General features: G+C 67.6%; 25 protein-coding genes and 1 tRNA gene. 10 read left to right on the top strand and 16 right to left on the bottom strand.

Going from position 1 to position 23,673, the window contains the following annotated elements; all coding sequences use genetic code 11:
* The first annotated feature begins 13 nt into the window (after positions 1 to 13).
* From AC0CH3_RS09300 to AC0CH3_RS09290, 3 genes are all read left to right on the top strand, one after another.
* The gene (locus tag AC0CH3_RS09300; protein ID WP_056020072.1) at positions 14 to 313 is read left to right on the top strand and encodes a hypothetical protein; all 300 of its coding nucleotides are present in this window, start codon (positions 14 to 16) and stop codon (positions 311 to 313) included.
* A gap of 87 nt (positions 314 to 400) precedes the next feature.
* Entirely contained in the window at positions 401 to 2,218 is a 1,818-nt protein-coding gene (locus AC0CH3_RS09295; RefSeq protein WP_465237797.1) for a DUF885 domain-containing protein, read from the top strand.
* A gap of 126 nt (positions 2,219 to 2,344) precedes the next feature.
* Positions 2,345 to 3,424 carry a glycosyltransferase family 2 protein gene (locus AC0CH3_RS09290; RefSeq protein ID WP_465237796.1) on the top strand — a complete coding sequence of 360 codons (1,080 nt, stop codon included), beginning with the start codon at positions 2,345 to 2,347 and terminating at the stop codon, positions 3,422 to 3,424.
* 16 nt (positions 3,425 to 3,440) lie between these two features.
* On the opposite strand, the gene AC0CH3_RS09285 is transcribed toward AC0CH3_RS09290, so the two are convergent.
* On the bottom strand, positions 3,441 to 4,115 hold the full coding sequence (locus tag AC0CH3_RS09285; RefSeq protein WP_056022068.1) for a murein L,D-transpeptidase catalytic domain family protein: 675 nt from the start codon (positions 4,113 to 4,115) through the stop codon (positions 3,441 to 3,443).
* Positions 4,116 to 4,352: 237 nt separating this feature from the next.
* Between AC0CH3_RS09285 and AC0CH3_RS09280 the strand changes: the two genes are divergently transcribed.
* Positions 4,353 to 4,952, top strand: a complete 600-nt coding sequence (locus AC0CH3_RS09280) for a L,D-transpeptidase family protein (protein WP_354303293.1) — start codon at positions 4,353 to 4,355, stop codon at positions 4,950 to 4,952.
* A gap of 4 nt (positions 4,953 to 4,956) precedes the next feature.
* Here the strand turns inward: AC0CH3_RS09280 and AC0CH3_RS09275 are convergent, their stop codons facing one another.
* Both AC0CH3_RS09275 and ykgO read right to left on the bottom strand, forming a co-directional pair.
* The gene (locus AC0CH3_RS09275) at positions 4,957 to 5,583 is read right to left on the bottom strand and encodes an HAD-IA family hydrolase (protein ID WP_354303291.1); all 627 of its coding nucleotides are present in this window, start codon (positions 5,581 to 5,583) and stop codon (positions 4,957 to 4,959) included.
* 8 nt (positions 5,584 to 5,591) lie between these two features.
* Positions 5,592 to 5,717, bottom strand: a complete 126-nt coding sequence (gene ykgO, locus AC0CH3_RS09270; protein WP_003046794.1) for a type B 50S ribosomal protein L36 — start codon at positions 5,715 to 5,717, stop codon at positions 5,592 to 5,594.
* A 157-nt stretch (positions 5,718 to 5,874) separates the two neighbouring features.
* Here ykgO and AC0CH3_RS09265 point away from each other — a divergent pair, with 157 nt between their 5' ends.
* The 5 genes from AC0CH3_RS09265 (at position 5,875) to AC0CH3_RS09245 (ending at position 10,167) form a co-directional block, all read left to right on the top strand.
* Positions 5,875 to 6,489, top strand: a complete 615-nt coding sequence (locus AC0CH3_RS09265) for a hypothetical protein (protein WP_333995984.1) — start codon at positions 5,875 to 5,877, stop codon at positions 6,487 to 6,489.
* A gap of 11 nt (positions 6,490 to 6,500) precedes the next feature.
* Positions 6,501 to 7,640, top strand: coding sequence for a M14 family metallopeptidase (locus AC0CH3_RS09260; RefSeq protein ID WP_354303289.1), 1,140 nt, complete (start codon positions 6,501 to 6,503; stop codon positions 7,638 to 7,640).
* Positions 7,641 to 7,774: 134 nt separating this feature from the next.
* Positions 7,775 to 8,461 carry a 2,3-diphosphoglycerate-dependent phosphoglycerate mutase gene (gpmA, locus tag AC0CH3_RS09255; protein WP_354303287.1) on the top strand — a complete coding sequence of 229 codons (687 nt, stop codon included), beginning with the start codon at positions 7,775 to 7,777 and terminating at the stop codon, positions 8,459 to 8,461.
* A 150-nt stretch (positions 8,462 to 8,611) separates the two neighbouring features.
* The gene (gene purE, locus AC0CH3_RS09250) at positions 8,612 to 9,088 is read left to right on the top strand and encodes a 5-(carboxyamino)imidazole ribonucleotide mutase (protein WP_333995987.1); all 477 of its coding nucleotides are present in this window, start codon (positions 8,612 to 8,614) and stop codon (positions 9,086 to 9,088) included.
* An 11-nt stretch (positions 9,089 to 9,099) separates the two neighbouring features.
* Positions 9,100 to 10,167 (top strand): 5-(carboxyamino)imidazole ribonucleotide synthase, encoded by a 1,068-nt coding sequence (locus AC0CH3_RS09245; RefSeq protein ID WP_354303285.1) that lies wholly within the window; start codon positions 9,100 to 9,102, stop codon positions 10,165 to 10,167.
* Positions 10,168 to 10,186: 19 nt separating this feature from the next.
* Here AC0CH3_RS09245 and AC0CH3_RS09240 read toward each other — a convergent pair whose 3' ends face one another.
* From AC0CH3_RS09240 to hisG, 13 genes are all read right to left on the bottom strand, one after another.
* Positions 10,187 to 10,600, bottom strand: a complete 414-nt coding sequence (locus AC0CH3_RS09240) for a BLUF domain-containing protein (RefSeq protein ID WP_354303283.1) — start codon at positions 10,598 to 10,600, stop codon at positions 10,187 to 10,189.
* A 123-nt stretch (positions 10,601 to 10,723) separates the two neighbouring features.
* Entirely contained in the window at positions 10,724 to 12,139 is a 1,416-nt protein-coding gene (locus AC0CH3_RS09235; protein ID WP_354303281.1) for a methyl-accepting chemotaxis protein, read from the bottom strand.
* 145 nt (positions 12,140 to 12,284) lie between these two features.
* A tRNA-Phe gene (locus tag AC0CH3_RS09230) sits at positions 12,285 to 12,360 on the bottom strand.
* A gap of 54 nt (positions 12,361 to 12,414) precedes the next feature.
* A complete protein-coding gene (locus AC0CH3_RS09225; RefSeq protein WP_082445925.1) occupies positions 12,415 to 12,588 on the bottom strand; it encodes a DNA gyrase inhibitor YacG in 174 nt (57 codons plus the stop codon).
* Positions 12,588 to 13,544 carry a ribonuclease gene (locus AC0CH3_RS09220; RefSeq protein ID WP_354303571.1) on the bottom strand — a complete coding sequence of 319 codons (957 nt, stop codon included), beginning with the start codon at positions 13,542 to 13,544 and terminating at the stop codon, positions 12,588 to 12,590. Before AC0CH3_RS09220 ends, AC0CH3_RS09225 begins: the two co-directional genes overlap by 1 nt.
* Positions 13,537 to 14,103: a Maf family protein gene (locus tag AC0CH3_RS09215; RefSeq protein ID WP_354303279.1), complete on the bottom strand. Its 567-nt coding sequence runs from the start codon at positions 14,101 to 14,103 to the stop codon at positions 13,537 to 13,539. The genes AC0CH3_RS09220 and AC0CH3_RS09215 overlap by 8 nt, the downstream gene beginning before the upstream one ends.
* Before the next feature lie 51 nt (positions 14,104 to 14,154).
* Positions 14,155 to 14,373, bottom strand: a complete 219-nt coding sequence (gene infA, locus AC0CH3_RS09210) for a translation initiation factor IF-1 (RefSeq protein WP_031441079.1) — start codon at positions 14,371 to 14,373, stop codon at positions 14,155 to 14,157.
* 123 nt (positions 14,374 to 14,496) lie between these two features.
* A complete protein-coding gene (locus AC0CH3_RS09205) occupies positions 14,497 to 16,527 on the bottom strand; it encodes an alpha/beta hydrolase family protein (protein ID WP_354303277.1) in 2,031 nt (676 codons plus the stop codon).
* Positions 16,528 to 16,635: 108 nt separating this feature from the next.
* Positions 16,636 to 18,792 carry a sodium-translocating pyrophosphatase gene (locus AC0CH3_RS09200; RefSeq protein WP_354303276.1) on the bottom strand — a complete coding sequence of 719 codons (2,157 nt, stop codon included), beginning with the start codon at positions 18,790 to 18,792 and terminating at the stop codon, positions 16,636 to 16,638.
* A 90-nt stretch (positions 18,793 to 18,882) separates the two neighbouring features.
* Complete coding sequence (gene thiL / locus AC0CH3_RS09195) at positions 18,883 to 19,776, bottom strand: thiamine-phosphate kinase (RefSeq protein WP_354303274.1); 894 nt, start codon at positions 19,774 to 19,776, stop codon at positions 18,883 to 18,885.
* A gap of 108 nt (positions 19,777 to 19,884) precedes the next feature.
* Entirely contained in the window at positions 19,885 to 20,340 is a 456-nt protein-coding gene (gene nusB, locus AC0CH3_RS09190) for a transcription antitermination factor NusB (protein ID WP_354303272.1), read from the bottom strand.
* Positions 20,341 to 20,545: 205 nt separating this feature from the next.
* Entirely contained in the window at positions 20,546 to 21,841 is a 1,296-nt protein-coding gene (hisD, locus tag AC0CH3_RS09185; protein ID WP_354303270.1) for a histidinol dehydrogenase, read from the bottom strand.
* Positions 21,838 to 22,503, bottom strand: coding sequence for an ATP phosphoribosyltransferase (gene hisG, locus AC0CH3_RS09180; protein ID WP_465237795.1), 666 nt, complete (start codon positions 22,501 to 22,503; stop codon positions 21,838 to 21,840). The genes hisD and hisG overlap by 4 nt, the downstream gene beginning before the upstream one ends.
* A 46-nt stretch (positions 22,504 to 22,549) precedes the next feature.
* Here hisG and AC0CH3_RS09175 point away from each other — a divergent pair, with 46 nt between their 5' ends.
* Positions 22,550 to 23,644: a DUF2332 domain-containing protein gene (locus AC0CH3_RS09175; protein WP_354303268.1), complete on the top strand. Its 1,095-nt coding sequence runs from the start codon at positions 22,550 to 22,552 to the stop codon at positions 23,642 to 23,644.
* Positions 23,645 to 23,673: the final 29 nt, after the last annotated feature.

The following is a 23,673-nucleotide window of genomic DNA, read 5'->3' as shown; positions in this document are numbered from 1 at the left end:
AGGAGAGAATAGCATGGCAAATGTCGATGGCAGCTGGGATTGCGTCGTGAAGTCGCCGCTGGGCGATCAGAAGATGACGCTGACCGTGAACAGCGCGGACACCAGCTTTTCGGGCGCGGTGTCGGGTGCGATGGGCGGCATGGATGTGACCGGCGAGGTCGATGGCGACACGCTGAGCTGGAAGCAGACGATGACCGTGCCGATGCCGATGACGCTCGACTGCAAGGCGACCGTCGATGGCGACACGATGACCGGTACCGTCGGCGCGGGCGCGTTTGGCAGCTTCCCGCTGTCGGGAACGCGCACCGCTTGATCGCCGCCGGCATCATGACGTGACGAAGAACGGCCCGTCTTCCCGGTGGAAGGCGGGCCGTTCGCATTTCGGGGGAATGGGATGACGATGTTGAAGATCCATCGCCGCGCGGTGCTCGCCGGCACGATGCTGGGCGGCGCGGCAACGCTGTTGCCCGCGTTCGCGCAGGCGGCCGACACGCCCGCGACGCCGCTGTCGCGGCTGTTCGACGAGCTCGTCCAGGCGCAGTTGCGGCGCAATCCGGAGGGCGCGACCTCGCTCGGGCTCGATACCGGCGCCAATGCCGATCTGCGCGCGAAGCTGTCGGACCAGTCGGCGGCGGGGATCGCCGCGGCCAGGGCGCAGACCAGGGCCGAGCTCGCGCAACTCGCGGCGATCGACCGCGCCGGGCTGTCGCCGGCAGAGCGGATCGATCTCGACTGCGTCGTCTATACGCGGCGCTCGGCGGCGGCGGTGCAGGCGTTCGATTTCGGCGGAACGTCCTATGGTCCCAGCCCCTATGTCGTGTCGCAGCTGTCGGGCGCGTATCAGTCGGTGCCCGATTTCCTCGACACCAAGCACCGGATCGAGAGCAAGGGCGCCGCCGACGCCTATCTGCAGCGGCTCCAGGCGTTCGCCGGTCAGATCGATGCGAACACCGCGCGGATGCGGCATGACGCGGGCGTCGGCGTGGTCGCCCCCGACTTCATCCTCGACCTCGCGCTCGACCAGATGACCAAGACGCGGCAGCCCGCGAGCGAGGCGCTGGTCGTCCAGAGTCTCATCCGGCGCGCGGCGGCCAAGGGGCTGGGCGAAAGCTATGGCCGCGATGCCGCGCGGATCTATGACGCGGCGGTGCTGCCTGCGCTCGACCGGCAGATCGCGGTGGCGCGCGACCTGCGTCGGACGGCGACGCATGATGCCGGCGTGTGGAAGCTGAAGGAGGGGGCCGCCTTCTATCCTGCCGCGCTGCATGCGACGACGACGACCAATCTGTCACCCGACGAGGTGCACAGGTTCGGGCTCGACCAGGCGAAGGCGTTGTCGGCGCAGCTCGATACGCTGTTGCGCAAACAGGGGTATAGCAAGGGCAGCATCGGCGCACGGATGGCGGCGCTCTACAAGAACCCGGACCAGCTCTATCCCAACACCGATGCGGGCAAGCGCGACGCGATCGCCTATTGCAACGACCGGCTGGCGGCGATCCGCGCGAAGCTGCCGAGCGTGTTCGAGCGGATGCCGCCTTATGCGTTCGAAGTGCGGCGGGTGCCGCTCCAGACCGAAGCCGGCGCCGCCGCGGCGTTCGCGCAGCCGCCCGCGATCGACGGTTCACGGCCGGGGCTGGTCTATTTCAACCTGAAGGACAGCGCCGACTGGCCCAAATTCTGCCTCGCGACGACGGTCTTTCACGAGGGGTTGCCGGGGCACCAGATGGAGAGCGGGCTTGCGCTGTCGAACACCCGGCTGCCGTTGATCCGCAAGATGACGAGCTTTTCGGGCTATGGCGAAGGCTGGGCGCTTTATGCCGAGCAACTCGCGGACGAGATCGGATTGTATGACGACGATCCGCTCGGGCGGCTGGGCTATCTCAAATTCCAGCTGTTCCGCGCCAACCGCTGTGTCGTCGATACGGGGATCCACCACCTGCGCTGGAGCCGGGAAAAGGCGATTCGCCATTTCATCGACGCCGAGGGCGAGGCCGAGGGATTCGCGACACGCGAGGTCGAACGCTATTGCGTGAACCCGGGGCAGGCGGCGAGCTACAAGCTCGGGCATTCGGTATTCGTCGACATCCGCGAGCGCGCCAAGGCGAGGATGGGGTCGGCCTTCGATCTCAAGGCGTATCACACGGCGATGCTGGCACAGGGGCGCGTGCCGCTCGACGTGCTGCGGACGATGGGCGATGCGTGGATCGCCCGGGGCTGACGCCGGGGCAGCGATACGAGGTCCCGGGCGCCGCGATCGGGCGGCGCCGCGGGCGGGCAGTCCGACGGTGATATCGCGTATGCGGCAGTAAGCTCCCGTTAAACCTCGATGCGGCATGCGGCACGCATGACCGATCGATCGCGCGCATGGCCTGATCCGGCGATCAGCGTCGTGATGCCCGTCTACAACGGCGTCGCGTTGCTGGCGGACACGCTGGACAGCCTGGCCGCACAGACATTTGGCGACTTCGAGGTGATCGTCGTCGATGACGGATCGACCGACGGGACGCGCGCGATGGTCGAGGCGTGGCCGGACCCGCGCGTCAGACTGGTGACGATGCCGCAGAATGGTGGACCGGTGCTTGCGCGCAACCGCGGCATGGCGGAGGCGCGGGGCCACTACATCGCTGCGCTCGATCACGACGATCTCTGTCGTCCCGAACGGTTTGCCCGACAGGTCGCCTATCTCGACGCGTACCCTGCGACGGTGCTGCTTGGAACAGCCGCAGCGTTCCTCGACGATGGTGCGATCCTGCCGTCGGGACATCCGCCCGCGACGACGCCGATGCTGATCGACTGGCTGACCGGAATCGAGAACCCGTTGGTCTGGTCGTCGGTGATGCTGCGGACCGAGGCCGCCCGCCGGCTGGCGCCGTTCATGCGGCCCGAGCGGGTCTATGCGGAGGACTTCGATCTCTATCAGCGGATCCGGCGTCTCGGCTCGCTCGCGCGGCTCGATGACGTGCTGACGCTGTACCGCGTGCATCCGGGGGGCATATCGAAGCAGTTTGCGGACCGGATGGACGACAGTGCGGTCGCGGTGCTGGCGGCGCGGCACGAGGCGCTTTTCGGTCCGCGCGCGGAGGCGGTTGCCCGGTTGCTCGTCCGGCATGTCGCTGCGCGACGCGCGGTGCCGGATCGCACGACGCTGGCCATGCTGGGACGGGCGCTGCAGGCGATCGAGTCGGACTTCTTCGCGACCAAGACCTGTGACGCCGCCGACCGACGTCTCATCCGGCAGGATACGGCGCGTCGGTGGCGCGATATCGGCCGGGCGGGGCTGCGCAGTGGCACGCTGTCCATGACCGATGTTTTGTCGGTGAGGCCCCGGCGTCTCGGCCGGGGGTATCGCAGCGCGGGCGCGCTCCTGTGGTCGGGGATGATCGGGCGCGTTCGTCGCGCGGGGATCAACCCTCAGCCGCGCTAGGCGCCCGTAGCGATCGTCAGACCTTGGCCGCGAAGATCATCCGGCCCTGGCCGAGGCGTGCGAACACCTGATCGAGGTCGTTCTCGCCGACCGCGAAGCACCCCTGGCTGCGTCCGAGCATGCCGTGCGAGGCGATCATGTCCTTGTTCGCGTACCAGGCCGAATGCACCACGATCGCGCGGCCGAGCGCGTTGTTGTTGGTGTGATCGAGACCGATCAGCCGCTGCGAGCGACCGTGCTTGCCGACATAATAATCGTCCGTGACGAACGCGCCCTCGGACGAGGCGTTCGACCCGAACGCGTTCGAGAACCGCTCGAGATACCCGGTATGCGCGGGGTCCGAGCCGCTGCCGTGCGAGACGAGCAGCGAGGTGCTGCGACCGCTGGCGAGGTCGACGAAATGGAAGCGCGGCTGCGACGACGACGCGGTGAAGTCGGCGATCGCGATCCGGTCATGGTTCGCAATGCGGCTGCCGTTACGGCCCAGCGCTGCCATCGCCTGGCGCAGAAGTTCCGGACGAACGACGCGCGAAGACGTGATCGGCATCGCCGGTGCGCGCGGCAATGGCGGCTGAGTCATCGGCTTCAGATCGCGTGCGGTAAGACGTTGTGTCGCAGATACCGCGCTGGGTATTGCAAGTGCTCCGGCCAGTACCAGGCCATTCTTCAGAAGTGCGCGACGATCGCGCATGGCATCATGTTCAGCGTGCATCGAAATTCCCGAAAGACCCCAATCCCGTTAGGTCCTCTATAGCCTAAAAAGCATGAACATTCCTCAACCATTTCCATCAGTTGTTGGTATGTTCCTTCCGCCCGCCCCGTCGCGGAGGCGGTTCGTCGTGCGCGCAACGGTGATGGCACGATCCGCCGGTGAACGCGTTTGGACCGATAAGGGGCATGGATTCAGGCGACGAGAAGGACGAGGACGATGCGCGCTGCCCCCCGGTCGATGGCAATTCTGGCGATGTCCTGCGCGCTTGCGATCTCTCCTGCACAGGCCGCGCCGTCGGGCCTGGCGTCGATCGCCTTGCCGATCGAGCAGGCGGCCTATGAGCTGACTGCGAACCAGTTCGTCTGGCAGGACAGCGGCACCGGCGAAGCCGTCAGCATCGTCGTCAGCCTGTCAACGCAGCGTGCGTTCGTCTATCGCGGGTCGACGATGATCGCCGCAACGACGATCTCCTCGGGCAAGGGGGCAAAGGGCACGCCGGTCGGCACCTATCCGATCCTGCAGAAGAACGAGGCGCACCGGTCGAACCTCTATAACGATGCGCCGATGCCGTTCATGCAGCGGCTGACCTGGGACGGGATCGCCATCCATGCGGGCCGGAATCCCGGATTTCCCGATTCGCATGGCTGCATCCGCGTACCCGCCGGTTTTGCGAAGCGGCTGTTCGGCGTGACCGCGCTGGGTACGACGGTCATCGTCACCGATGATTTCGAAGGCGGGGCAATCCCGGACGAGCCGCTCGTCGACGCGGAAACCGCAAAGGCAAATGCCGGGCAACTGGCATCGCTCGATCGGTAAGCTGCTACGCGGCGATCGGGAAGCCCAGCGTGACGAGGCGAGCCCGGAAATCCCCGGCGTCTGAAAACAGGATCGATTCGATCCCGAGCGCCTGCGCGGCGGCCACGTTTGCCGCGTTGTCGTCGACGAACACCGCTTCGTCGGCGCGCAGACCGAATCGATCCAGCGCGAGCCGATAGATCGCGGCGTCGGGCTTCACGATCTTTTCGGCGCCCGACACGACGATGTCGCGAAACCGGTCGAACAGATGCGATTCCTGCGCGCGGAAAGGCGGCCAGAATTCGTGGCTGAAGTTCGTGATCGCATAGAGCGGCACGTCCGCCGCATCGAGATCGCGGACGATATCGTGCATTCCCGCGATCGCGGGGCCGATGCTCTCGTTGAACCGCGGGCCCCACGCAGCGATCAGCGCGGCATGCTGCGGATGCAACGCGACGAGCTCCGCCGAGGTGTCGGCGAAGTCGCGGCCAGCGTCATGCTGGAAATGCCAGTCGATCGTCACGACGTCGCGCAGGAACGCGTCGAGCGCCCGATCGTCGTCGATCAGGCGCTCGTACAGGATCCTGGGATCCCAGTCGTAAAGGACACGACCGACGTCGAAAATGACGGCGGTCTTGTTCCCTTCAGGCAAGCCCGGGATTAACCCTGGCGTGCCTTGAAGCGACGGTTGGTCTTGTTGATGACGTAGGTACGGCCACGACGACGGATCACGCGGTTATCGCGGTGACGATCCTTGAGCGACTTCAGGGAATTGCGGATCTTCATGATCGATTCGCTTCTTTTCAAATCTAGGTGTGCGGAAAGACGGGATCGCCTAATGGCGGGGTGTCTTCAAGTCAAGCAACGGACGCGCTCTTCCCGACCGGGAACCCACCCGGCTGGTCCGAGCGTTACCGTAGCGCAACATTCTAAGGAAGTCCCGATGGCGGTTCGTTCGATCCTGGTCCTGGCGCTGGCAGGCGCATCCCTCACGGCGTGCGCGACGGGGCCGTCGCTGCCGCCGACCGAAGTCCTGCGCTATCACCTCGGCGAACCGCTCGACCGCGGCACGATCGCGGTGCAGCCGCTCTCGGGTGGCGCGCCCGCCAGCCTCGAGTTCAAGGCCTATGCCGCCGCGGTCCAGGGGCAGTTGATCAAGGTCGGGTACAATCCGCCCGCGCCGGGCACCAAGCCGCTGCTCGTCGCCACCGTCGCCTTCACGCGCACGACGCAGGCCGGCCCGCCCAAGCAGTCGCCGTTCAGCATCGGCATCGGCGGCGGCGGCTTCAGCGGCGGTCGTGGCGGTGGCGGCGTCGGGCTCGGCGGCGGAGTCGGCATTCCGATCGGTGGTGGCGGTCGCGACGCGATCCTGGTCACCGAGATGGCGGTGACGATCAAGCGGACGCTCGACCAGTCGCCCGTCTGGGAGGGTCGCGCGCAGACCTTCGCGGACGCGCGCAAGCCCGATGCGACGAGCCAGATCCAGGCCGAAAAGCTCGCCCGCGCGCTGTTCGCAGGGTTCCCCGGCGAGTCCGGGCGCACTATCCAGGTGAAATGACCGAAAACGCCATGACCGCAACGCCCACCGCCGCAGCGCTCTCGATCAATGCCGCCTTTGATGGCGGCAATATCCGCGTCGTCGCGGTCGAGGGCGATCGAATCGACCTGGAAATCGTCAAGGACCGCGAGTCCGACTTTTTCCAGTGGTTCTATTTCCGCGTGGCGGGCGCCGCGGGACGGACGCTGACCTACCGCATCGTCAATGCGGGCGCGTCGGCGTACCCGTTCGGCTGGCCGGGATACAAGACGCGGGCGAGCACCGACCGGCAGGCATGGCGGATGATCGAGACGCGCTATGCCGACGGCGTCCTCGAATTCGTGTTCACCGCCGACACCGACCTGGCATGGTTCGCCTATTTCGCGCCGTACACGATGGAGATGCACGAGGCGCTCGTCGCGCGGACCGCATTGCTGCCGGGCGTCGCGCACCGCGAGCTCGGCCAGTCGCTTGAGGGGCAGGCGATCGACTGTTTCACGATCGGGTCGGGGCCGAAGCAGGTCTGGATCTATGGCCGGCAGCATCCCGGCGAATCGATGACCGAATGGTGGATGGAAGGCGCGCTCGAGCGGCTGACCGATTCGGCCGACCCGGTCACGGCGGGGCTGCTGGCGAAGGCGACGTTCCATGTCGTGCCGAACATGAACCCCGATGGCACGTGTCGCGGGCATTTGCGGACCAATGCGGCGGGCGTGAACCTCAACCGCGAATGGGCGAACCCGACCGCCGAGAAGAGCCCGGAGGTCCTCTGCGTCCGCAATGCGATGGACGTGACCGGCGTCGACGTCGCAATGGACATCCATGGTGACGAGGCGATCCCGGCGAATTTCATCGCGGGCTATGAGGGGATCCCGTCCTGGACCGATGCGCATGGCGAGAAATTCTACGACTATGGCCGCCGGCTTGCGGCGCACACGCCCGATTTCCAGACCGAGAAGGGCTATCCCAAGTCCGCGCCGGGCACCGCCAACCTGTCGATGTCGACCAACCAGCTCGCCGAGCGGTTCGGCGCGGTGTCGATGACGCTCGAGATGCCGTTCAAGGATCACGACGCCAATCCCGACGCGGACTATGGGTGGTCGCCCGAACGGTCGAAGCAGTTGGCGCATGCGATGCTGGAGACGCTCGCCGACATGATCGACGAGATCTGACCGCCGTCATCCTGACGAAGGTCAGGATCCAGAGCCAAGAGCCACAGCGCTCGGTTACCTGGATCCTGACTTTCGTCAGGATGACGGATAGGGTTTCGAGACCGATTTTCCCATTTGCCATCGCAGGAGCATGAATGCCCACCCTAGTCCTGATCCGCCACGGCCAGTCCACCTGGAACCTCGAAAACCGTTTCACCGGCTGGTGGGACGTCGACATGACCGCCAAGGGCGAGGCCGAGGCGAAGGCCGCGGGCGAGCTGATGGCCGCCAAGGGTCTCGATTTCGACCAGACCTTCGTCAGCCTGCAGACGCGTGCGATCAAGACGCTCAACATCGCGCTCGAGGCAATGGGGCGGCTGTGGTTGCCGGTCGAGAAGGACTGGCGGCTGAACGAGCGCCATTATGGCGGGCTGACCGGGCTCGACAAAGCCGAGACCGCGGCAAAGCATGGCGACGAACAGGTGCATATCTGGCGCCGCAGCTTCGACATTCCGCCCCCGGTGCTCGAGGACGGCAGTCAATTCGACCTGTCGAAGGACCGTCGCTACGATGGCATCGCGATCCCGAAGACCGAGAGCTTGAAGGACACGATCGCGCGCGTGCTGCCGTACTGGGACGCGCGGATCGCGCCCGCGCTGAAGGACGGGCAGCGCGTCCTGATCTCCGCGCACGGCAATTCGCTGCGTGCGCTGGTGAAGCATCTGTCGAACATCCCGGATGACGAGATCACGAGCCTCGAAATCCCGACGGGTCAGCCGATCGTGTACGAGCTGGACTCGGACCTCAACGCGATGGATCGCTATTATCTGAGCGAGCGCTGACGTCCCCGTCCTCCTGGCGAAGGTCAGGATCCAGAGCCAGACGCGTCGGCGAGCGTGGCTCTGGATCCTGGGTCGAGCCCAAGATGACGGGTAGTTGCTCTAACCCCCGCCCGTCGCTAGGCACGGCGCTCCTTGGACCTGGGGACGGACATGGCTCTAGTCGGCATCATCATGGGCAGCACCTCCGATTGGGAGACGATGCGCCACGCCGCCGAGACGCTCGATGCGCTCGGCGTCGCGTACGAGACCAAGGTGGTGTCGGCACACCGCACCCCGCAACGCCTGTACGACTATGCAACGACCGCGGCGGACCGCGGGCTGAAGGTCGTGATCGCGGGCGCGGGCGGCGCGGCGCATCTGCCCGGCATGGCCGCGTCGATGACGCATCTGCCCGTGCTCGGCGTGCCCGTCGAATCGAAGGCGCTCAAGGGCATGGATAGCCTGCTCTCGATCGTGCAGATGCCCGGCGGCATCCCCGTCGGGACGCTGGCGATCGGCAAGCCCGGCGCGATCAACGCAGGGTTGCTTGCCGCCGCGATCCTCGCGACCGCCGACGATGCGCTCGCCACCCGCCTCAAGGCATGGCGCGCGGCGCAGACCGACGGCGTCGCCACCGATCCAGCCTGAAAGACACTGACATGACGCCGCTTCCCCCCGGATCGACGATCGGCATCCTTGGCGGCGGCCAGCTCGGCCGCATGCTCGCGACCGCCGCAGCCCAGCTCGGCTATCGCACGCACGTCCTCGCGCCCGACCGCGAAAGCGTCGCCGCGCAGTCCGCGTCGAGCCTGACGCGCGCGGATTATCACAACCGGATCGTGCTCGCGGATTTCGCCGAGGCCTGCGACGTCGTCACCTACGAATTCGAGAACATCGCCTGCGATCCCGTCGAATGGCTCGCCGCGCGCGTTCCGGTTCATCCCAGCCCGCGCGCGCTCCGCGTCGCGCAGGAGCGGATCGGCGAGAAGCGGTTCGTGGAGAGCGTCGGCGGACGTCCCGCTGCGTGGGCGGCGGTCGACAGCCTCGAGAGCCTGCAGCAGGGCCTGACGAAGGTCGGCACGCCCGCCGTGCTGAAGACCGCGCGGTTCGGCTATGACGGCAAGGGGCAGGTCCGGATCGACTCTATCGATGGGGCGCAGGCGGCGTGGGACATGATCGGCGGCCCCGCGGTGCTCGAGGCGTTCGTGGCGTTCGAGCATGAATTCTCGATTTTGATCGCACGCGGGCTCGACGGGCAGGTCGCGCGCTATGATCCGCCGCTCAACGTCCACCGCGACGCCATCCTCCGCGAATCCACCGTCCCCGCACCCGCCGCGGTGCTGGCGCAGGCCGAAGAGGCCGCCGTGCTCGCCGAGCGGATCGCCGCCGAGCTCGATTATGTCGGCGTGCTGGCCTGCGAATTCTTCGTCGGCGCGGACGGACCCGTGTTCAACGAGATGGCGCCGCGCGTGCACAATTCGGGGCACTGGACGATCGAGGGCGCCGAATGCTCGCAGTTCGAAAACCACATCCGCGCGATCTGCGGGTTGCCGCTCGGCGCAACGACGCTGACCGGGCGGGGTGTCGCGATGGAGAATCTGATCGGCGACGACGTGGATCGCTGGCCCGCGCTGCTCGCCGAGCCGGGGGCGCATCCGCACCTTTACGGCAAGGGCGCCGCGCGGCCGGGGCGCAAGATGGGGCACGTCACGCGCGTCGCGCGGTGACGGTGCCCGCGGGACGGCGTCAATATGCCGCGGCGGCGTGCTTGCGCGCGAACTCGGCGAAATAGGCCTGGGTGACGGCATCGCCGATCGGCGCGATCATCGCGGCGACGTCATCGGCGACCTCGCCGTCGCCGTGGACCGTGCCCGCGGGTTGATAGCCCATCGCCCAGCCTGCGAAGCTGCGCATTTCGATCGCGCGACGGCTGAGGACGACCGCGGCGTAATGCCGGTCGTCGCGACGAATCCGTTCATAGGTCTGCATCACGGCATCCTCGGGCCCTTCGAGCACCTGCAGGAAGCGCCGGCCGCCGACAAGCAGCAGGCCGGTGACGTCGACCGCCTGGTTGTTTCGCCGCGACGTCGCGAGGATCGCGGCCATCGTCTCGCTGTCGAGCGTCGTGCGCGCGGTGCTGATGTAAATGAGCCTGATCACGTGGCGCCGTCTCCGTTCGTCCGCACCTGTTCGCCTGTCCAATAGGACGCCAAGGTTAAACAGAGCTTTCGACGCGCGCCGCGGGCCGCGTGTCGCGCTACGAGCACGGTACCGGCGACAGCGTCAGAACGTGTTCCAGCCGTCGTCTGCGCCCGCCATGGCGGGGACGGAGGCGGGGACGGGGGCAGGGGCGGCAACCGTGCGCGACTGTGGTGCCGCGTGCGCGCGGGTCGCCGGCGCCGCGCGGTACATCGCGCCACGCCCGGCGGCTGCGTCGACGATGCGGAAGCGTTGGGCCTGCTCCGCGAGCCGGCCGACCTCGCTCGCCAGATTGCGTGCCGCCGCCGACGTCTCCTCGACCATCGCGGCATTTTGCTGCGTCGACTGGTCCATCGTGCCGATCGTGGCGGAAATCTCGGCGATCGCCGACGATTGGGCCTGGTTGTCGGCTGCCATCGTGCCGAGCAGCGTGTGGACCTGCGCGACGTCGCCCGAAATGTCCGCGAGCGCGCCGTCGACCTTGGTCACGGCATCGACCGCGGTGACGATGTCGGACTGGGTCACGGTCAGCTGGTCCCGTGCGCGCTTGGCCTCTTCCTCCGCGCGCATCGCGAGCGCCGAAACGAGATCGGCGACGACCGCGAAACCACGACCGGCATCTCCCGCACGCCCTGCCTCGACCGCGGCGTTCATCGCGAGCACGCGCGTCTGGAACGCGATCTTGTCGAGCCCCTCGATGACGCTGTCGATCCCCTTTGCGCTTTCCGAAACGCGACCCATCGCCTGGACGGCTTCCTCGGCGACCGCGCGCCCGCCGCCGACCGTGGTCATCGCCTGATCGGCGCGCGCCACGGTCTGCGCGGCGGCGGTGGCGGTGGCGCGCAGCCGTCCGTCCATCTGCGTCACGGAGGCCGCGGTTTCCTCGAGCGAGGCCGCATTCGATTCGGTGCGCCGCGCAAGGTCTTCGGATGCCTGCGCGATCTCGCCCGACCCGGTCTGGATCGTGGTCGTGCTCTCGGACACCGCGCCGATCAGGTCGCGCATCGATTCGACCGCGGCGTTGAAGTCGGTCTTGACCGAGCCATAGTTCGCCGGAAAATCGGCGGTGATCGTCGTGGTCAGATCGCCGCTGCCGAGCTGCCGCAGATGGCTCGTCAGGATCGAGACCATTTCCTCCTGTTCGCCCGTCTTCATCAACGCCATCGACGTCTCGCGGAAGGTGAACATCGCCTTGGTCAGGCGGCCGACGCAATCCTGATACTCGGTAAACGCGATCGGCGCGTCGAGATCGCCGGCCGCGAGCGCCTCCATCCGCACGACGGTGGTGACATAGGGATCGCAGACGGCCTTGCGGACCCATAAGCCGGCGCCGCCCGCGACGAGCGTGAACGCGAGCGCCGCGATCGCACCCATCACCGCGTGACCCGCGAGCCCCATGACGAGCGCCGTCAGCGCGGCAAGCGCGACGAGAACCGTCGTGCCGCCGAATGCGACCAGAAGTTTGAGCCGTATCGGTGCGACCTGCTTGAACCACGCCATGTCAATCATCCACCCAGGAGTCAGATTAGCTGACATCATAGGTGGGTGCGGTTTGACGCGGTCGGCGTTCGGCACAGTAATTTCAGCGGGCGCGATGCGCGCACCAGCCATCCCGAAATAATGTCGTGGTTCAAAGCAGGAAAAATGGTGCCCGGAGACGGGGTCGAACCGCCGACACTGCGATTTTCAGTCGCATGCTCTACCAACTGAGCTATCCGGGCATCGTCCGATCTGCGATCGGATGAAGGGCCGACCTTGCGATCGGAAGGGCGCGTTTAGTCGGGCTCTTCACCGCTGTCCAGCCCCGTTTGCGATATTGCGCGACCGGGTATGCGATAGCCTTCGCCGAGCCATTGCAGCAGGTCGCGGTCGCGGTGTCGGCTCGAGCAGAACGGGGTGTAGTCGGGGACGGCAGGCTTGCCGCAGATCGGGCATTTGACGATGGCCATCAGGCGCTCTCCAGATCGTGGACGACGCCGGTGCGCCGGGTCAGTTCCGCCAGCCAGTCGGGACGCGCCATGAGACGCGCATGGACGGCGGCGGGCAGGGTGTGGCGGCGCGAGGCGGTCGGCGGCGTGCGTTCGAGCGTGCGGAGCGTGGCGCGGACGGCGGCCCCGACGGGATCGCTGCGCAGGATTTCGGGGATCGACGCGCGCGGGCGGGGGCGGACGATCTGGAGGAATCCGAAGCCGTTCATCGCGGTGCGTTCGAACGGCGGCGGCAGCGTCGCGTCGATCGCCGCCGCGACCGCGAGCCGCTGTGCCTTGCCTTCGATCGTCGGGAAGTCGATGCCGATCGAGCCGCCGATGCCGTGGCGGCGAATCGCGCGCGCGATCGCATGCGCAGCCGCGATCGAAAGCGAATCGAGCGGGGCTGCGCCGTCGACGTCGAACAGCGTCATCGCCGGCGTCGGCGACAGCCGCAGCGCACCCCGGGCGAAGACGATCTCGCCGCTGACCGCCTCGTCGAGCAGTTCGGACCAGCCTGCCGCCTCGAGCGCATCGGGTTCGTGCGCACGCGGGCTCAGGACGGGGATCCCGGTCGCGACGATCCGTTCGTGCAGGGAAGGGGCGGGGCGGGGCGGCAGGTCGGTCGCCACCGCCTTGGCAAGCTTGGCGCGCCCTGCTTCGGGAAGCGCCTCGCGGCTGATCTCGACGGACAGCTTCGCGCCCTGCGTGATCCCCGCAGGGAGGTGGTTGGCCAGCGCCTCGCCGCCATCGAGCGCGACGCGGCCGCGTTTGCCCGGCAGCAGCTCGACGAGGCGCGCACGCGCGACCAGCCCCACCTTCAGCGCGGCGTCGTCGGTCTCCAGCGCGGCTTCGACGATCTGGCCGTCTTCGACCAGCACGGCGCGGTCCTCGCCGATGCCGGCCTCGTAGAGCCAGACGGCGCCGGGTTCAGGCAAGCGCCACACCGGCGGTCTTCAGCAACGCGCGCGTTTCGAACAGCGGGAGGCCGACGACGCCCGAATGGCTGCCGGAGAGGAAGCGGACGAACGCCTCGGCGCGCCCCTGGATTGCATAGCCGCCTGCCTTGCCGAGTCCTTCGCCGCACGCGACATAGGCGTCGATCTCGGCGGCGGAGAGCGGCTTGAACGCGACGATCGTGTCGGACAGCCGGGTGCGGACGCGGCCGCTCGCGTCGATCACGCAGACGGCAGACAGACAGTGGTGACGGCGTCCGGACAGCTTACCGAGCAGGTCGCGCTGGATCTCCGGCGTGTCGGCCGGGGGCAGGATGCGACGGCCGAGCGCGATGGTGGTGTCGCCGGCGATGACGATCTCGCCCGCCGCGCGATCGACCGCGCTCGCCTTTTCGATGGCAAGACGCAGAGCATAGGCGCGCGGTGGCTCGGCCTTGCGCGGGATTTCGTCGATATCGGGGGAGGCCACGCGCGACGGCACGACGCCGAGCCGCGCGAGCAGGTCGCGACGGCGAGGCGAGGAAGAGGCTAGTACCAGCACAAATGCCTCGATGCTTGAACTGCGCCGCCGCGGCGAGGCCGCGGGCGGTGCTTATTTGAAGCGGTAGGTGATGCGACCCTTGGTCAGATCATAGGGCGTGAGCTCGCACAGCACCTCGTCACCGACCAGGACGCGGATGCGGTTCTTGCGCATCTTGCCGGCGGTGTGACCGAGAATTTCGTGGTCGTTTTCGAGCTGTACACGGAACATCGCGTTGGGGAGCAGTTCCACCACGCGGCCGCGCATCTCGAGCAGTTCTTCCTTGGCCAAATATAATCTCTGAATTGGGGGAATTTCGGGATGAGCGCCCTTACCGCAGGTTCGCGAAAAAGGGAAGCATGCCCCGAACGGGTGTGGTCGCGATGACCGCACGCGCGCCAGTCGGTCTGCCGATCACCGTTTCAGCGCGGCCGCGAGGAATGCGTCGGCGCGCGTGAGCATGTCGACGCGTACGTCCGAATCGCGAAGCTGGTGGTCGATCGCGGGATACACGACGAGTTCGCTCCTCTTGCCGGCACTGCGGAGCTGCTTGTCCATCATCCGGGACTCGGCGACATCGACGTTGATGTCCTTTGCGCCGTGAAACATCAGCACCGGCGCGATGAATTTGGCAGGATGACGCGCAGGCGATCCTTCGATCAGGTGCGGGCCGTCGCCGATATAGTTGCGGGCGAGCGTGGTGTTCGTAAAGCCCACCTTCTCGCCGCGCAGCATGCCGAGGTCCGTGACGGGCGCGATCGCGATGACGGCCTTGAACAGCATCGGGTCGACGACGTTGGCCTGCAACGCGGCATACCCCCCATAGGACCAGCCGACGATCGCGAGCCTGGCGGGATCGGCGATGCCCTCGCTGACCAGCCATCGACCCGCGTCGTTGACGTCACCGATTGCGGTCTTCCACGATTTGAACCCGTTTTCCTGGAACCAGTCCTGCCCGAACCCCGCCGACCCGCGATAATTGGGCTGGATCACCGCATAGCCGCGATTGACGAAGAATTGTGCGAGCCAGTCGAAGCCCCATTCGTCGCGCGCCGCCGGGCCGCCATGCGGCAAGACAATCGCGGGAAGCCCCTTGGCACTCCCCGCGGGGGGCATCGTCAGATAGGCGGGAATCATCGTTCCGTCCGCCGCCTTGTAGGTAATCGAGCGAACGGTGCCGAGCGCGATCCCCGAAAGTTCGGGGCGATCCTGCCCGACCGGGGTCAGGCTCTTGCGCTTGGCATCGTACAGGAAATAGCGGCCGGGATCGGTGTCGCTCGACGCATGGATAAGATGGACCTGTTCGTCGGCGCTCGAATCGACGACGCGGATCAGCGGCAGTTTGGGCATCGCGCGGCCGAGCGATGTGATCAGCTTCTGATAGTCGGTGTCGAAATACGCGGTGTGCGGAACGTCGGTGGAATAGGTCGCGCCGACGATCCGCCCGCGCCGCCCGACGCGGATGATGCCGCCGACATCGACCTGCGGATCGGCATAGACGAGATCCTCCTTCATGCTGCCGTCGAGCGCGACACGGTAGAGCGCGTCGCGTCCATTGGTCTTTTTCAACGTGTAGGCGGCGTTGGCGGTCCCATCGACCGCGATCGGATAGGCACCGCCGTTCGAAACCGCCGAATAGGTGCTGAACGGGCGCCAGTCGCGCGACCCCGCAACACGATAGACGAATTCGGTGATGCCACGGGTCTCGCCCCCCATCCTGACGCTATCGAGCGACATGATCCGGACGGTCCCCAGACCATCGCCGAGATAGGCCCCGGCCCTGGCATTGGCGCTTTCGACATGCGCGACCTTGCCGGTGCGGGTATCGAGCAGGTCGACGCCGAGACCGTTCGCCATGCCCCCCGCACGCATGCCGTCGGACCGCGACGGCAGATAGTTGCGCGTGAGCAGGACGGTGTCGGACTTGCCGTCGCGCCAGTCGATGACATAGCCGTCGGACTGTTGCGCCCAGTTCTGGACCTTTTCACGTGCGCCGAGCGGAACGGGATTGGCACCATCGGCGTCCATCGCGATCAACCGCTGATAGGCGAGCCAGCCCCCCGTATTCTGATTGGACACGCCGTAGAGCGTGCAGACCAGCCGGGTGTCGGAGGCCCAGCCACAACCCGTCAGCGTCATCGGATCGCCGTTGGCGAAATTCACGGGTTTTGCCGAGCCGGTCTTGAGGTCGAGCATCTGGACGACTGTCGATTGCTTTGGCCCAGGTACGACCAACGCGATCTTGGTGCCATCGGGAGACAGGCTGGCATCGATGATCCGTTCGCGCGCGCCGAACAGGCTTGCGGCTTCCCTGGCGTCGATCCTCGCCGGTTCCGGCGAGGGCGACGCCGCCGGCGGCGAAGCGGATGACGCGCCGGCCGGCCCGGCGATCAATGTGAGCGCCATGGCTGCAACGCGCGCCAGAGCTGGCGTTCGACTCTTCATCTTGATCCCCCCGGATACCTGTCGACCCGCACGATGACCCAGCGTTCGAACAGGCGCAACCGGAGATGCAACGGATTCGAGCCGGGCCCGGCGGGTCGATGCGAGTGCTCAGCCGACCCCGCCGCCCGCCAGCGCCGCGAGCAGCAGGAGGGCGACGATGTTGGTGATCTTGATCATCGGGTTCACCGCGGGACCGGCGGTGTCCTTGTAGGGATCGCCGACGGTGTCGCCGGTCACCGCGGCCTTGTGCGCTTCGCTGCCCTTGCCGCCGTGATTGCCGTCCTCGATATATTTCTTGGCATTGTCCCACGCGCCGCCGCCGCTCGTCATCGAGATCGCGACGAACAGCCCCGAGACGATCACGCCGAGCAACATCGCGCCGAGCGACGCGAAACCCGAGGCCTGGCCGGCGACCGCGGTGATGATGAAATACACCGCGATCGGGGAGAGTACCGGGAGCAGCGAGGGCACGATCATCTCTCGGATCGCCGCCTTGGTGACGAGATCGACGGTGCGCGCATAGTCCGGGCGGCTGGTGCCGAGCATGATGCCGGGGTTGGTGCGGAACTGCTCGCGGACCTCCTCGACGACCGCGCCGGCGGCACGACCGACCGCGGTCATCCCGAACGCGCCGAACAGATAGGGGAGCAGCGCGCCGAGCAGCAGCCCGACGATGACATACGGATTGCTGAGGCTGAAATCGACCGTGACGTCGGGGAAATAGGTCGCGAGGTCGGTCGTGTAGGCGCCGAACAGGACGAGCGCGGCGAGCCCCGCCGAGCCGATCGCATAGCCCTTGGTCACCGCCTTCGTCGTGTTGCCGACCGCGTCGAGTGCGTCGGTCTTCTGGCGAACGTCGTCGGGCAGGCCCGCCATCTCGGCGATCCCGCCCGCATTGTCGGTGACGGGGCCGTAGGCGTCGAGCGCGACGACCATGCCGGCCTGGGCGAGCATCGCGGTGGCGGCAAAGGCGATGCCGATGATCCCGGCGAGCTGATAGGCGACGATCACCGCGACGACGATGACGAGCGTCGGCAGCGCGGTCGATTCGAGGCTGATCGCGAGACCCTGGATGACGTTGGTGCCGTGGCCGGTTTCCGACGCTCTGGCGATGCTCTTGACCGGGCGGTGGTTGGTGCCGGTGTAATATTCGGTGATCCACACGATCAGCCCGGTGACGACGAGACCGATCATCATCGACCAGAACAGGTCCATGCCCGTGAAGCTCTGCGTCAGCGACGGCGCGGCCTGAGTCGTCAGGTCGTCGGTGGCGGGATCGAGGAAACCTGCGCCGCCGATCACGCGGTGGAGGTCGCCGAGCACATATTGCGTGGCGAGATAGATCGCCGGGATCGACAGGATCGTCGAGGTGAAGAAGCCCTTGTACAGCGCGCCCATGATGCTGCCGCCGCCGAGGCGGACCATGTAGGTGCCGATGATCGAGGTGACGATGCACACCCCGCCGACGAGCAGCGGGAGAGTCATCAGCCGCATCAGCTCGGCACCGCTCGCCTGGATCAGCAGTGCGATCGAGATCATCGTGACGCCCAGCGTGACGACATAGGTCTCGAACAGATCGGCAGCCATGCCCGCGCAGTCGCCGACATTGTCGCCGACGTTATCCGCGATGACCGCGGGGTTGCGGGGGTCGTCCTCGGGGATGCCCGCCTCGACCTTGCCGACCAGATCCGCGCCGACGTCCGCCGCTTTGGTGAAGATGCCGCCGCCCAGACGCGCGAAGATCGAGATCAGCGACGCGCCGAACGCGAGCGCGGTGAGCGCTTCGACGATGATCCGGTCGTTGGGCGCATGGCCCGCGGGGCCGGTAAGATACCAGAAGAACACGCTGATCGCGAGCAGCCCGAGACCCGCCACGAGCATGCCCGTGACTGCGCCTGAGCGGAACGCCATCGTCAGCCCGGCCTGCAGCGACGTGCGCGCGGCCTCGGCGGTCCGGACGTTCGCGCGCACCGAGATGTTCATGCCGACATAGCCCGCGACGCCCGACAGCACTGCGCCGATGACGAAGCCGATCGTCGAGATCATGCCGAGGCTGAACAGCAGGATCGCCGCGACGATGACGCCGACGATCGCGATCGTGGTGTATTGCCGTCCGAGATAGGCCTTCGCGCCCTCCTGAATGGCGGCGGCGATGTCCTGCATCTTTTCGTTACCGGGGGAGGCGGCAAGCACCTGTCGACTGGTGACGAAGCCATATAGGACGGCGATGACGCCGCAGATCATGGCCAAATAGACGGTCGTCATACGGCACTATCCCTTTTTCAGTTCCTCCCCGGTCACGGCTTTGCCGAGTCCCGATTGGAGGAGCCTATCAGTGCGGGGACATTGCGCAAGTTATGCAGACGGGCGGTGTTCGTAGCCAAGGCTTTCGGGAAGCGCGACGGGCGCGCCCGAGTCGTGCAGCGTCAGCCCGGCGCCGGGCGCGAACCTTCCGATCCGGGTCGCGTCGGTGACGAAGTCTGCGGGCGCTGCGAACAGCAGCTGATAATCGTCGCCCGCGGTCGCCGCCGCGATCCGGTCCCCCGAGACCGCGCGATAGGCGGCCGACAACGGCACGCAGTCGAGGTCGATCGCCACCGCGAGGCCGCTCGCGCGTGCCATCCGGGCGGCGTCGATCAGCAACCCGTCGGAGACGTCCATCATCGCATGGACATGCGGGGCAAGGATGCGACCATCGGCAAGCCGCGGCTGCGGGCGCCGGTACGCGGCGAGGAGCTCGGGCGGGCCGTCCTTGCCGCGCGCGATGGCGAGCCCCGCGCCCGCGTCACCGATCGTACCGGTGACATAGAGCGCGTCGCCCGCCTTCGCGCCGCTGCGCACCGGGGCGGTGGCGTTGCTGCCGAATGCGGTGACGGTGAGGATGCGGGGCGCGCCTGCGGGCAGCGTGACGGTATCGCCGCCGATGATCCGGGTGTCGAACGCAGCCAGGACGTCGGCAAGTCCGCCCAAAAAGGCGCGGTCCCACGCGTCGTCGCGCAACGGGTAGTTGAGGAGGATCCCCTCGGGGATTGCCCCTTTGGCGGCAAGGTCCGAGAGGTTGGTCGCGACCAGCTTCCACGCGACGTCCTGCGGCGGGTCGGTGGGGAGGTAATGCACGCCTTCGACGAGCGTGTCGGTGGTGACGACCAGCGGGCCCGCATCGAGCAGCGCTGTGTCGTCGTTGAGGCCTCGCGCCGCTGGGTGAAGCGGGACGCGTCGGAGCGCGGCGATGAACTCGGCTTCGGTCATTCCCGCTCCCCAAACACCCCCGTCATCCTGACGAAAGTCAGGACCCAGAGCCACGAACGATGCGCGCCGTCACTCTGGATCCTGGGTCGAGCCCAGGATGACGATAGATTACTTCCGCACCTCTTTCGCGATGCCGTCGAGCAGGCCGTTGACGAAGCCCGATTCGCGCTTGTCGTAGAAGGCATGCGCGACGTCGACATATTCGCTGATCACCGCGGCGACCGGTACGTCCTTGCGCGCCAGCAGCTCGTAGGTGCCGACGCGGATGATCGCCTTCATCGGCTTGTCGAGCCGCGCGAGCGTCCAGCCCTTGGCGAGCTTGCCCTCGATCAGCAGGTCGATCTCGCCGCTGCGGGCATTCGCGCCGGTGACCAGATCGTCGAAGAAATCGACGTCCGCTTCGGCATATTCGACGTCTTCGATCGTCGCGCCGAGCCGGTGCTGGTGGAATTCGTTGAGCAGGACGGGCATCGCGGTGCCCTCCATCTCATGCTGATAGGTCGCCTGGACGGCGGCGAGACGCGCGGCGGCACGCGCCTTTGTGCGGGGGGCGGTTCTGGACATAAGCGGTTGCCTGTACGCGCGGGGGGCTTGCGTGTCAGCCCTTCGCGTCGTGCTGAAGGGAGAAGGGTTTGTTCACGCGAAGGCGCAAAGGCGCGAAGAGCCTTTGTCGCGCCGCAGGCGAAGCGTCATCACCGCCGGCCGTTGTCATGCCGGCCGGTACGCAGCGTGCGCGTCTTCGCGCCTTTGCGCCTTTGCGCGAACAAATCTAACTGTTGAGGCGAAGCCGCAGCGCGACTGATTTCGCGTGGGCGGGGAGGCCCTCCGCGTTGGCGAGGGCGACGGTTGCGGGGCCGAGTTCGCGCAGCGCGGCTTCGTCGAGCGCGAGGAAGCTGGTGCGCTTCATGAAGTCGAGCACCGACAACCCGCTGGCGAATCGCGCGCGGCGGCCGGTGGGGAGGACGTGGTTCGGGCCAGCGACGTAATCGCCGATCGCCTCCGGGGTGTAGCGGCCGAGGAACACCGAGCCCGCGTGCCGGATGCGGTCGAAAAAGCCCTGCGGGTCGGGAATCGCAAGCTGGAGATGCTCGGCGGCGAGCCGGTCGACGAGCGGGATCGCGTCCGCCAGCGTGTCGACGACGATGATCGCGCCGTTCGCATCCCAGGCGACGCGCGCGACCGCTTCGGTGGCGAGGTCGCTGAGCTGCCGATCGACCGCGGCGGCGACCTTGTCGGCAAAGCCTGCGTCGTCGGTGAACAGAATCGACTGCGTCGTCGTGTCGTGCTCGGCCTGGCTGAGCAGGTCGGCGGCGGTCCATTCGGGGTCGTTGAGCGCATCCGCGACGACGACGATCTCGGACGGCCCTGCGACCATGTCGATGCCGACGACGCCGTAGACCTGGCGCTTGGCCTCCGCGACCCAGGCGTTGCCGGGGCCGGTGATCACGTCGACGGGCGCGATCCGACCGGCGCCATAGGCAAGCGCGGCGACGGCCTGTGCGCCACCGACACGCCAGACCTCGTCGACGCCCGCGAGATGCGCGGCGGCGAGGACGAGCGGGTTGATCTGGCCGGCCGGGGTCGGGGTGACCATCGCGAGACGGCCGACGCCTGCGACCTTGGCGGGGATCGCGTTCATCAGCAGCGACGAGGGATAGGCCGCACGGCCACCGGGGACGTAGATCCCGGCGGCGTCGACCGGCAGCCACCGCGCGCCGAGCCGGACACCCGCCGAATCGACCGAGTCGCTGTCGAGCGGCCGCTGCTTCTCGTGATAGGCGCGGATCCGCGTCGCGGCGAGTTCGAGCGCGGTGCGCAGCTCGGGCTCGAGCGCGTCGAACGCGGCCTTGCAGTCGGCGGCGTCGATCTGCCAGCCGGTCGCTTCGAGATCATGGCGGTCGTGCTTCTGCGTCAGGTCGCGGATCGCGGTCTCGCCGTCGCGGCGGACGGACGCGATGATCGCGGCGACGTCCTGCGTGACGCCTGCGTCCGATTCGCGGCGATCCTCGACGAGCGCGGTGAAGCGCTCGGCGAAGTCGGCGTCGGTGGTGGCAAGGCGGATCATGCGGCCTGCTCCTGCTCGACGGCGCGGCGGAACGCCTCGACCAGAGGCACGACGCGCGCGCGCGTCTTCATCGCGGCGCGGTTGACGATCAGGCGGCTGGTGACCTCCATGATCGTCTCGACCTCGACGAGGCCGTTTTCCTTCAGCGTACGGCCCGACGAGACCAAGTCGACGATGCGCGGGGCGAGGTCGAGCGTGGGCGCGAGCTCCATCGCGCCGTTCAGCTTGACGCATTCGGCCTGGACGCCGCGGGCGGCGAAGTGCGCGGCGGTGACGTGCGGGTATTTGGTCGCGACGCGGACATGGCTCCAGCCGCGCGGATCGTCCTTGGCCGCCATCGCGGTGGGTTCGGCGACCGACAGCCGGCAATGGCCGATGCCGAGATCGACGGGTGCGTAGAGCTCGGAATAGCCGAATTCCGCGATCACGTCCGACCCGACGATGCCGAGCTGTGCCGCACCGTGCGCGACGAAGGTCGCGACGTCGAACGCGCGGACGCGGATCAGCGAGATGTCGGGATCGTTCGTCGCGAAGCGGAGCGCGCGGCTGTCCCCGTCCGAAAACGCCGCCTCGGGATGGATGCCGGCACGGGCGAGCAGCGGCAAAGCCTCGGCGAGGATGCGTCCCTTGGGGACGGCGATGATGATCTGGGAGTCTGGCACGCGCCGGGCTTTACGGGTGGCGCTTGGCGGGTGCAACAACCTGCGCATGGCCGACGAGACTGCGAACCGCGACTCCTTCCGCATCCAGGCGGACTATTGCCGCGCGATGGCGGCGCCGATCACCGCGCGCGTCTGCACCGCGCTGGTCGAAGCGGTCGATCGCGAGAGCGCGACGGGGCGCCGGGTGCTCGACTGGCCGGGCGAACCCGTGGCGGATGCGCTCGCGTTGCGGCTGGTCGGCGGGCTGCATGCGCTGCACCGCGCGGGCATCGATCCGCCGCTGTCGACGGTGTTTTCAGGCGCGGAGGCCGATCCCGCACGCGTGATCGCGATCCTGCGCGCGACGCTCCGGATGCAGGACGCGGTGTTGCTGCCGTGGCTCGACGGGCCGCCGCAGACGAACGAGGCGGGGCGGTCGGCCGGGCTGATGACCGGGCTGTTGCATCTGGCGGCGCGCTACGGACCGGCGTTCGAGGTGCTCGAGATTGGATCAAGCGCGGGGCTGAACCTGCTGATCGATCGCTATCGGTTCGATCTGGGCGGGGTGATGGTGGGGCCGGACGAGTCGCCGCTGACGATCCGGCCAGAGTGGCGCGGTGTCGCGGCGCCCGGTGCGCGGGTCGCGATCCGCTCGACGCGCGGTGTCGATATCCAGCCGGTCGATCTCGCGGCACCCGACGCGGCAACGCGGCTGGAGGCCTATGTCTGGGTCGATGCGGCCGAGCGGCAGGCGCGACTCGCCGCGGCGATTTCGATGGTGCACGAGCGCGGCGTCGATCTGGTCCGCGGCGATGCGGCCGACTGGGTCGAGGCGCAGCTGGCCGAGCCACAGGCGGCGGGCGTCACGCGCGTGCTGATGCATTCGGTGGTGTGGCAATATCTGCCGCCCCCGGGGCGTGCGCGGATCCGCGCGGCGATGGCGGCGGCGGGCGAGCGGGCGACGGTCGAGCGGCCGCTTGGCTGGGTGATGATGGAGCCCAATCGCGACCTCCACCGGCACGAGGTCCGCGTCCAGGGCTGGCCGGGCGCGGCGGGGATGGAGCTGGTGGCGCTGACGCATGCGCATGGCGCCTGGGTCGAGGCGCTGCCGCCGCCCTACGAGACGCGCGATTACGTCATGCGGCGGGGGGCGTATGAATAGGCAAACGGCCCGGGATTGCTCCCGGGCCG

This window comes from Sphingomonas sp. AC449 (genome assembly GCF_979253475.1).
The sequence above is the reverse complement of the archived record's forward strand: the minus strand, read 5'-3'. Positions and strand labels throughout refer to the sequence as shown.

What these genes read in the sequence shown, in the direction of transcription:
- nusB (WP_354303272.1), bottom strand. Translation starts at nt 20,340, where the DNA reads ATGTCCAGAACCGCCCCCCGCACAAAGGCGCGTGCCGCCGCGCGTCTC.
- AC0CH3_RS09200 (WP_354303276.1), bottom strand. Translation starts at nt 18,792, where the DNA reads ATGACGACCGTCTATTTGGCCATGATCTGCGGCGTCATCGCCGTCCTA.
- AC0CH3_RS09280 (WP_354303293.1), top strand. Translation starts at nt 4,353, where the DNA reads ATGCGCGCTGCCCCCCGGTCGATGGCAATTCTGGCGATGTCCTGCGCG.
- AC0CH3_RS09175 (WP_354303268.1), top strand. Translation starts at nt 22,550, where the DNA reads ATGGCCGACGAGACTGCGAACCGCGACTCCTTCCGCATCCAGGCGGAC.
- AC0CH3_RS09300 (WP_056020072.1), top strand. Translation starts at nt 14, where the DNA reads ATGGCAAATGTCGATGGCAGCTGGGATTGCGTCGTGAAGTCGCCGCTG.
- thiL (WP_354303274.1), bottom strand. Translation starts at nt 19,776, where the DNA reads ATGACCGAAGCCGAGTTCATCGCCGCGCTCCGACGCGTCCCGCTTCAC.
- AC0CH3_RS09260 (WP_354303289.1), top strand. Translation starts at nt 6,501, where the DNA reads ATGACCGCAACGCCCACCGCCGCAGCGCTCTCGATCAATGCCGCCTTT.
- AC0CH3_RS09235 (WP_354303281.1), bottom strand. Translation starts at nt 12,139, where the DNA reads ATGGCGTGGTTCAAGCAGGTCGCACCGATACGGCTCAAACTTCTGGTC.
- AC0CH3_RS09225 (WP_082445925.1), bottom strand. Translation starts at nt 12,588, where the DNA reads ATGGCCATCGTCAAATGCCCGATCTGCGGCAAGCCTGCCGTCCCCGAC.
- ykgO (WP_003046794.1), bottom strand. Translation starts at nt 5,717, where the DNA reads ATGAAGATCCGCAATTCCCTGAAGTCGCTCAAGGATCGTCACCGCGAT.
- purE (WP_333995987.1), top strand. Translation starts at nt 8,612, where the DNA reads ATGGCTCTAGTCGGCATCATCATGGGCAGCACCTCCGATTGGGAGACG.
- AC0CH3_RS09265 (WP_333995984.1), top strand. Translation starts at nt 5,875, where the DNA reads ATGGCGGTTCGTTCGATCCTGGTCCTGGCGCTGGCAGGCGCATCCCTC.
- AC0CH3_RS09285 (WP_056022068.1), bottom strand. Translation starts at nt 4,115, where the DNA reads ATGCGCGATCGTCGCGCACTTCTGAAGAATGGCCTGGTACTGGCCGGA.
- AC0CH3_RS09290 (WP_465237796.1), top strand. Translation starts at nt 2,345, where the DNA reads ATGACCGATCGATCGCGCGCATGGCCTGATCCGGCGATCAGCGTCGTG.
- AC0CH3_RS09295 (WP_465237797.1), top strand. Translation starts at nt 401, where the DNA reads ATGTTGAAGATCCATCGCCGCGCGGTGCTCGCCGGCACGATGCTGGGC.
- AC0CH3_RS09205 (WP_354303277.1), bottom strand. Translation starts at nt 16,527, where the DNA reads ATGAAGAGTCGAACGCCAGCTCTGGCGCGCGTTGCAGCCATGGCGCTC.
- AC0CH3_RS09245 (WP_354303285.1), top strand. Translation starts at nt 9,100, where the DNA reads ATGACGCCGCTTCCCCCCGGATCGACGATCGGCATCCTTGGCGGCGGC.
- hisD (WP_354303270.1), bottom strand. Translation starts at nt 21,841, where the DNA reads ATGATCCGCCTTGCCACCACCGACGCCGACTTCGCCGAGCGCTTCACC.
- gpmA (WP_354303287.1), top strand. Translation starts at nt 7,775, where the DNA reads ATGCCCACCCTAGTCCTGATCCGCCACGGCCAGTCCACCTGGAACCTC.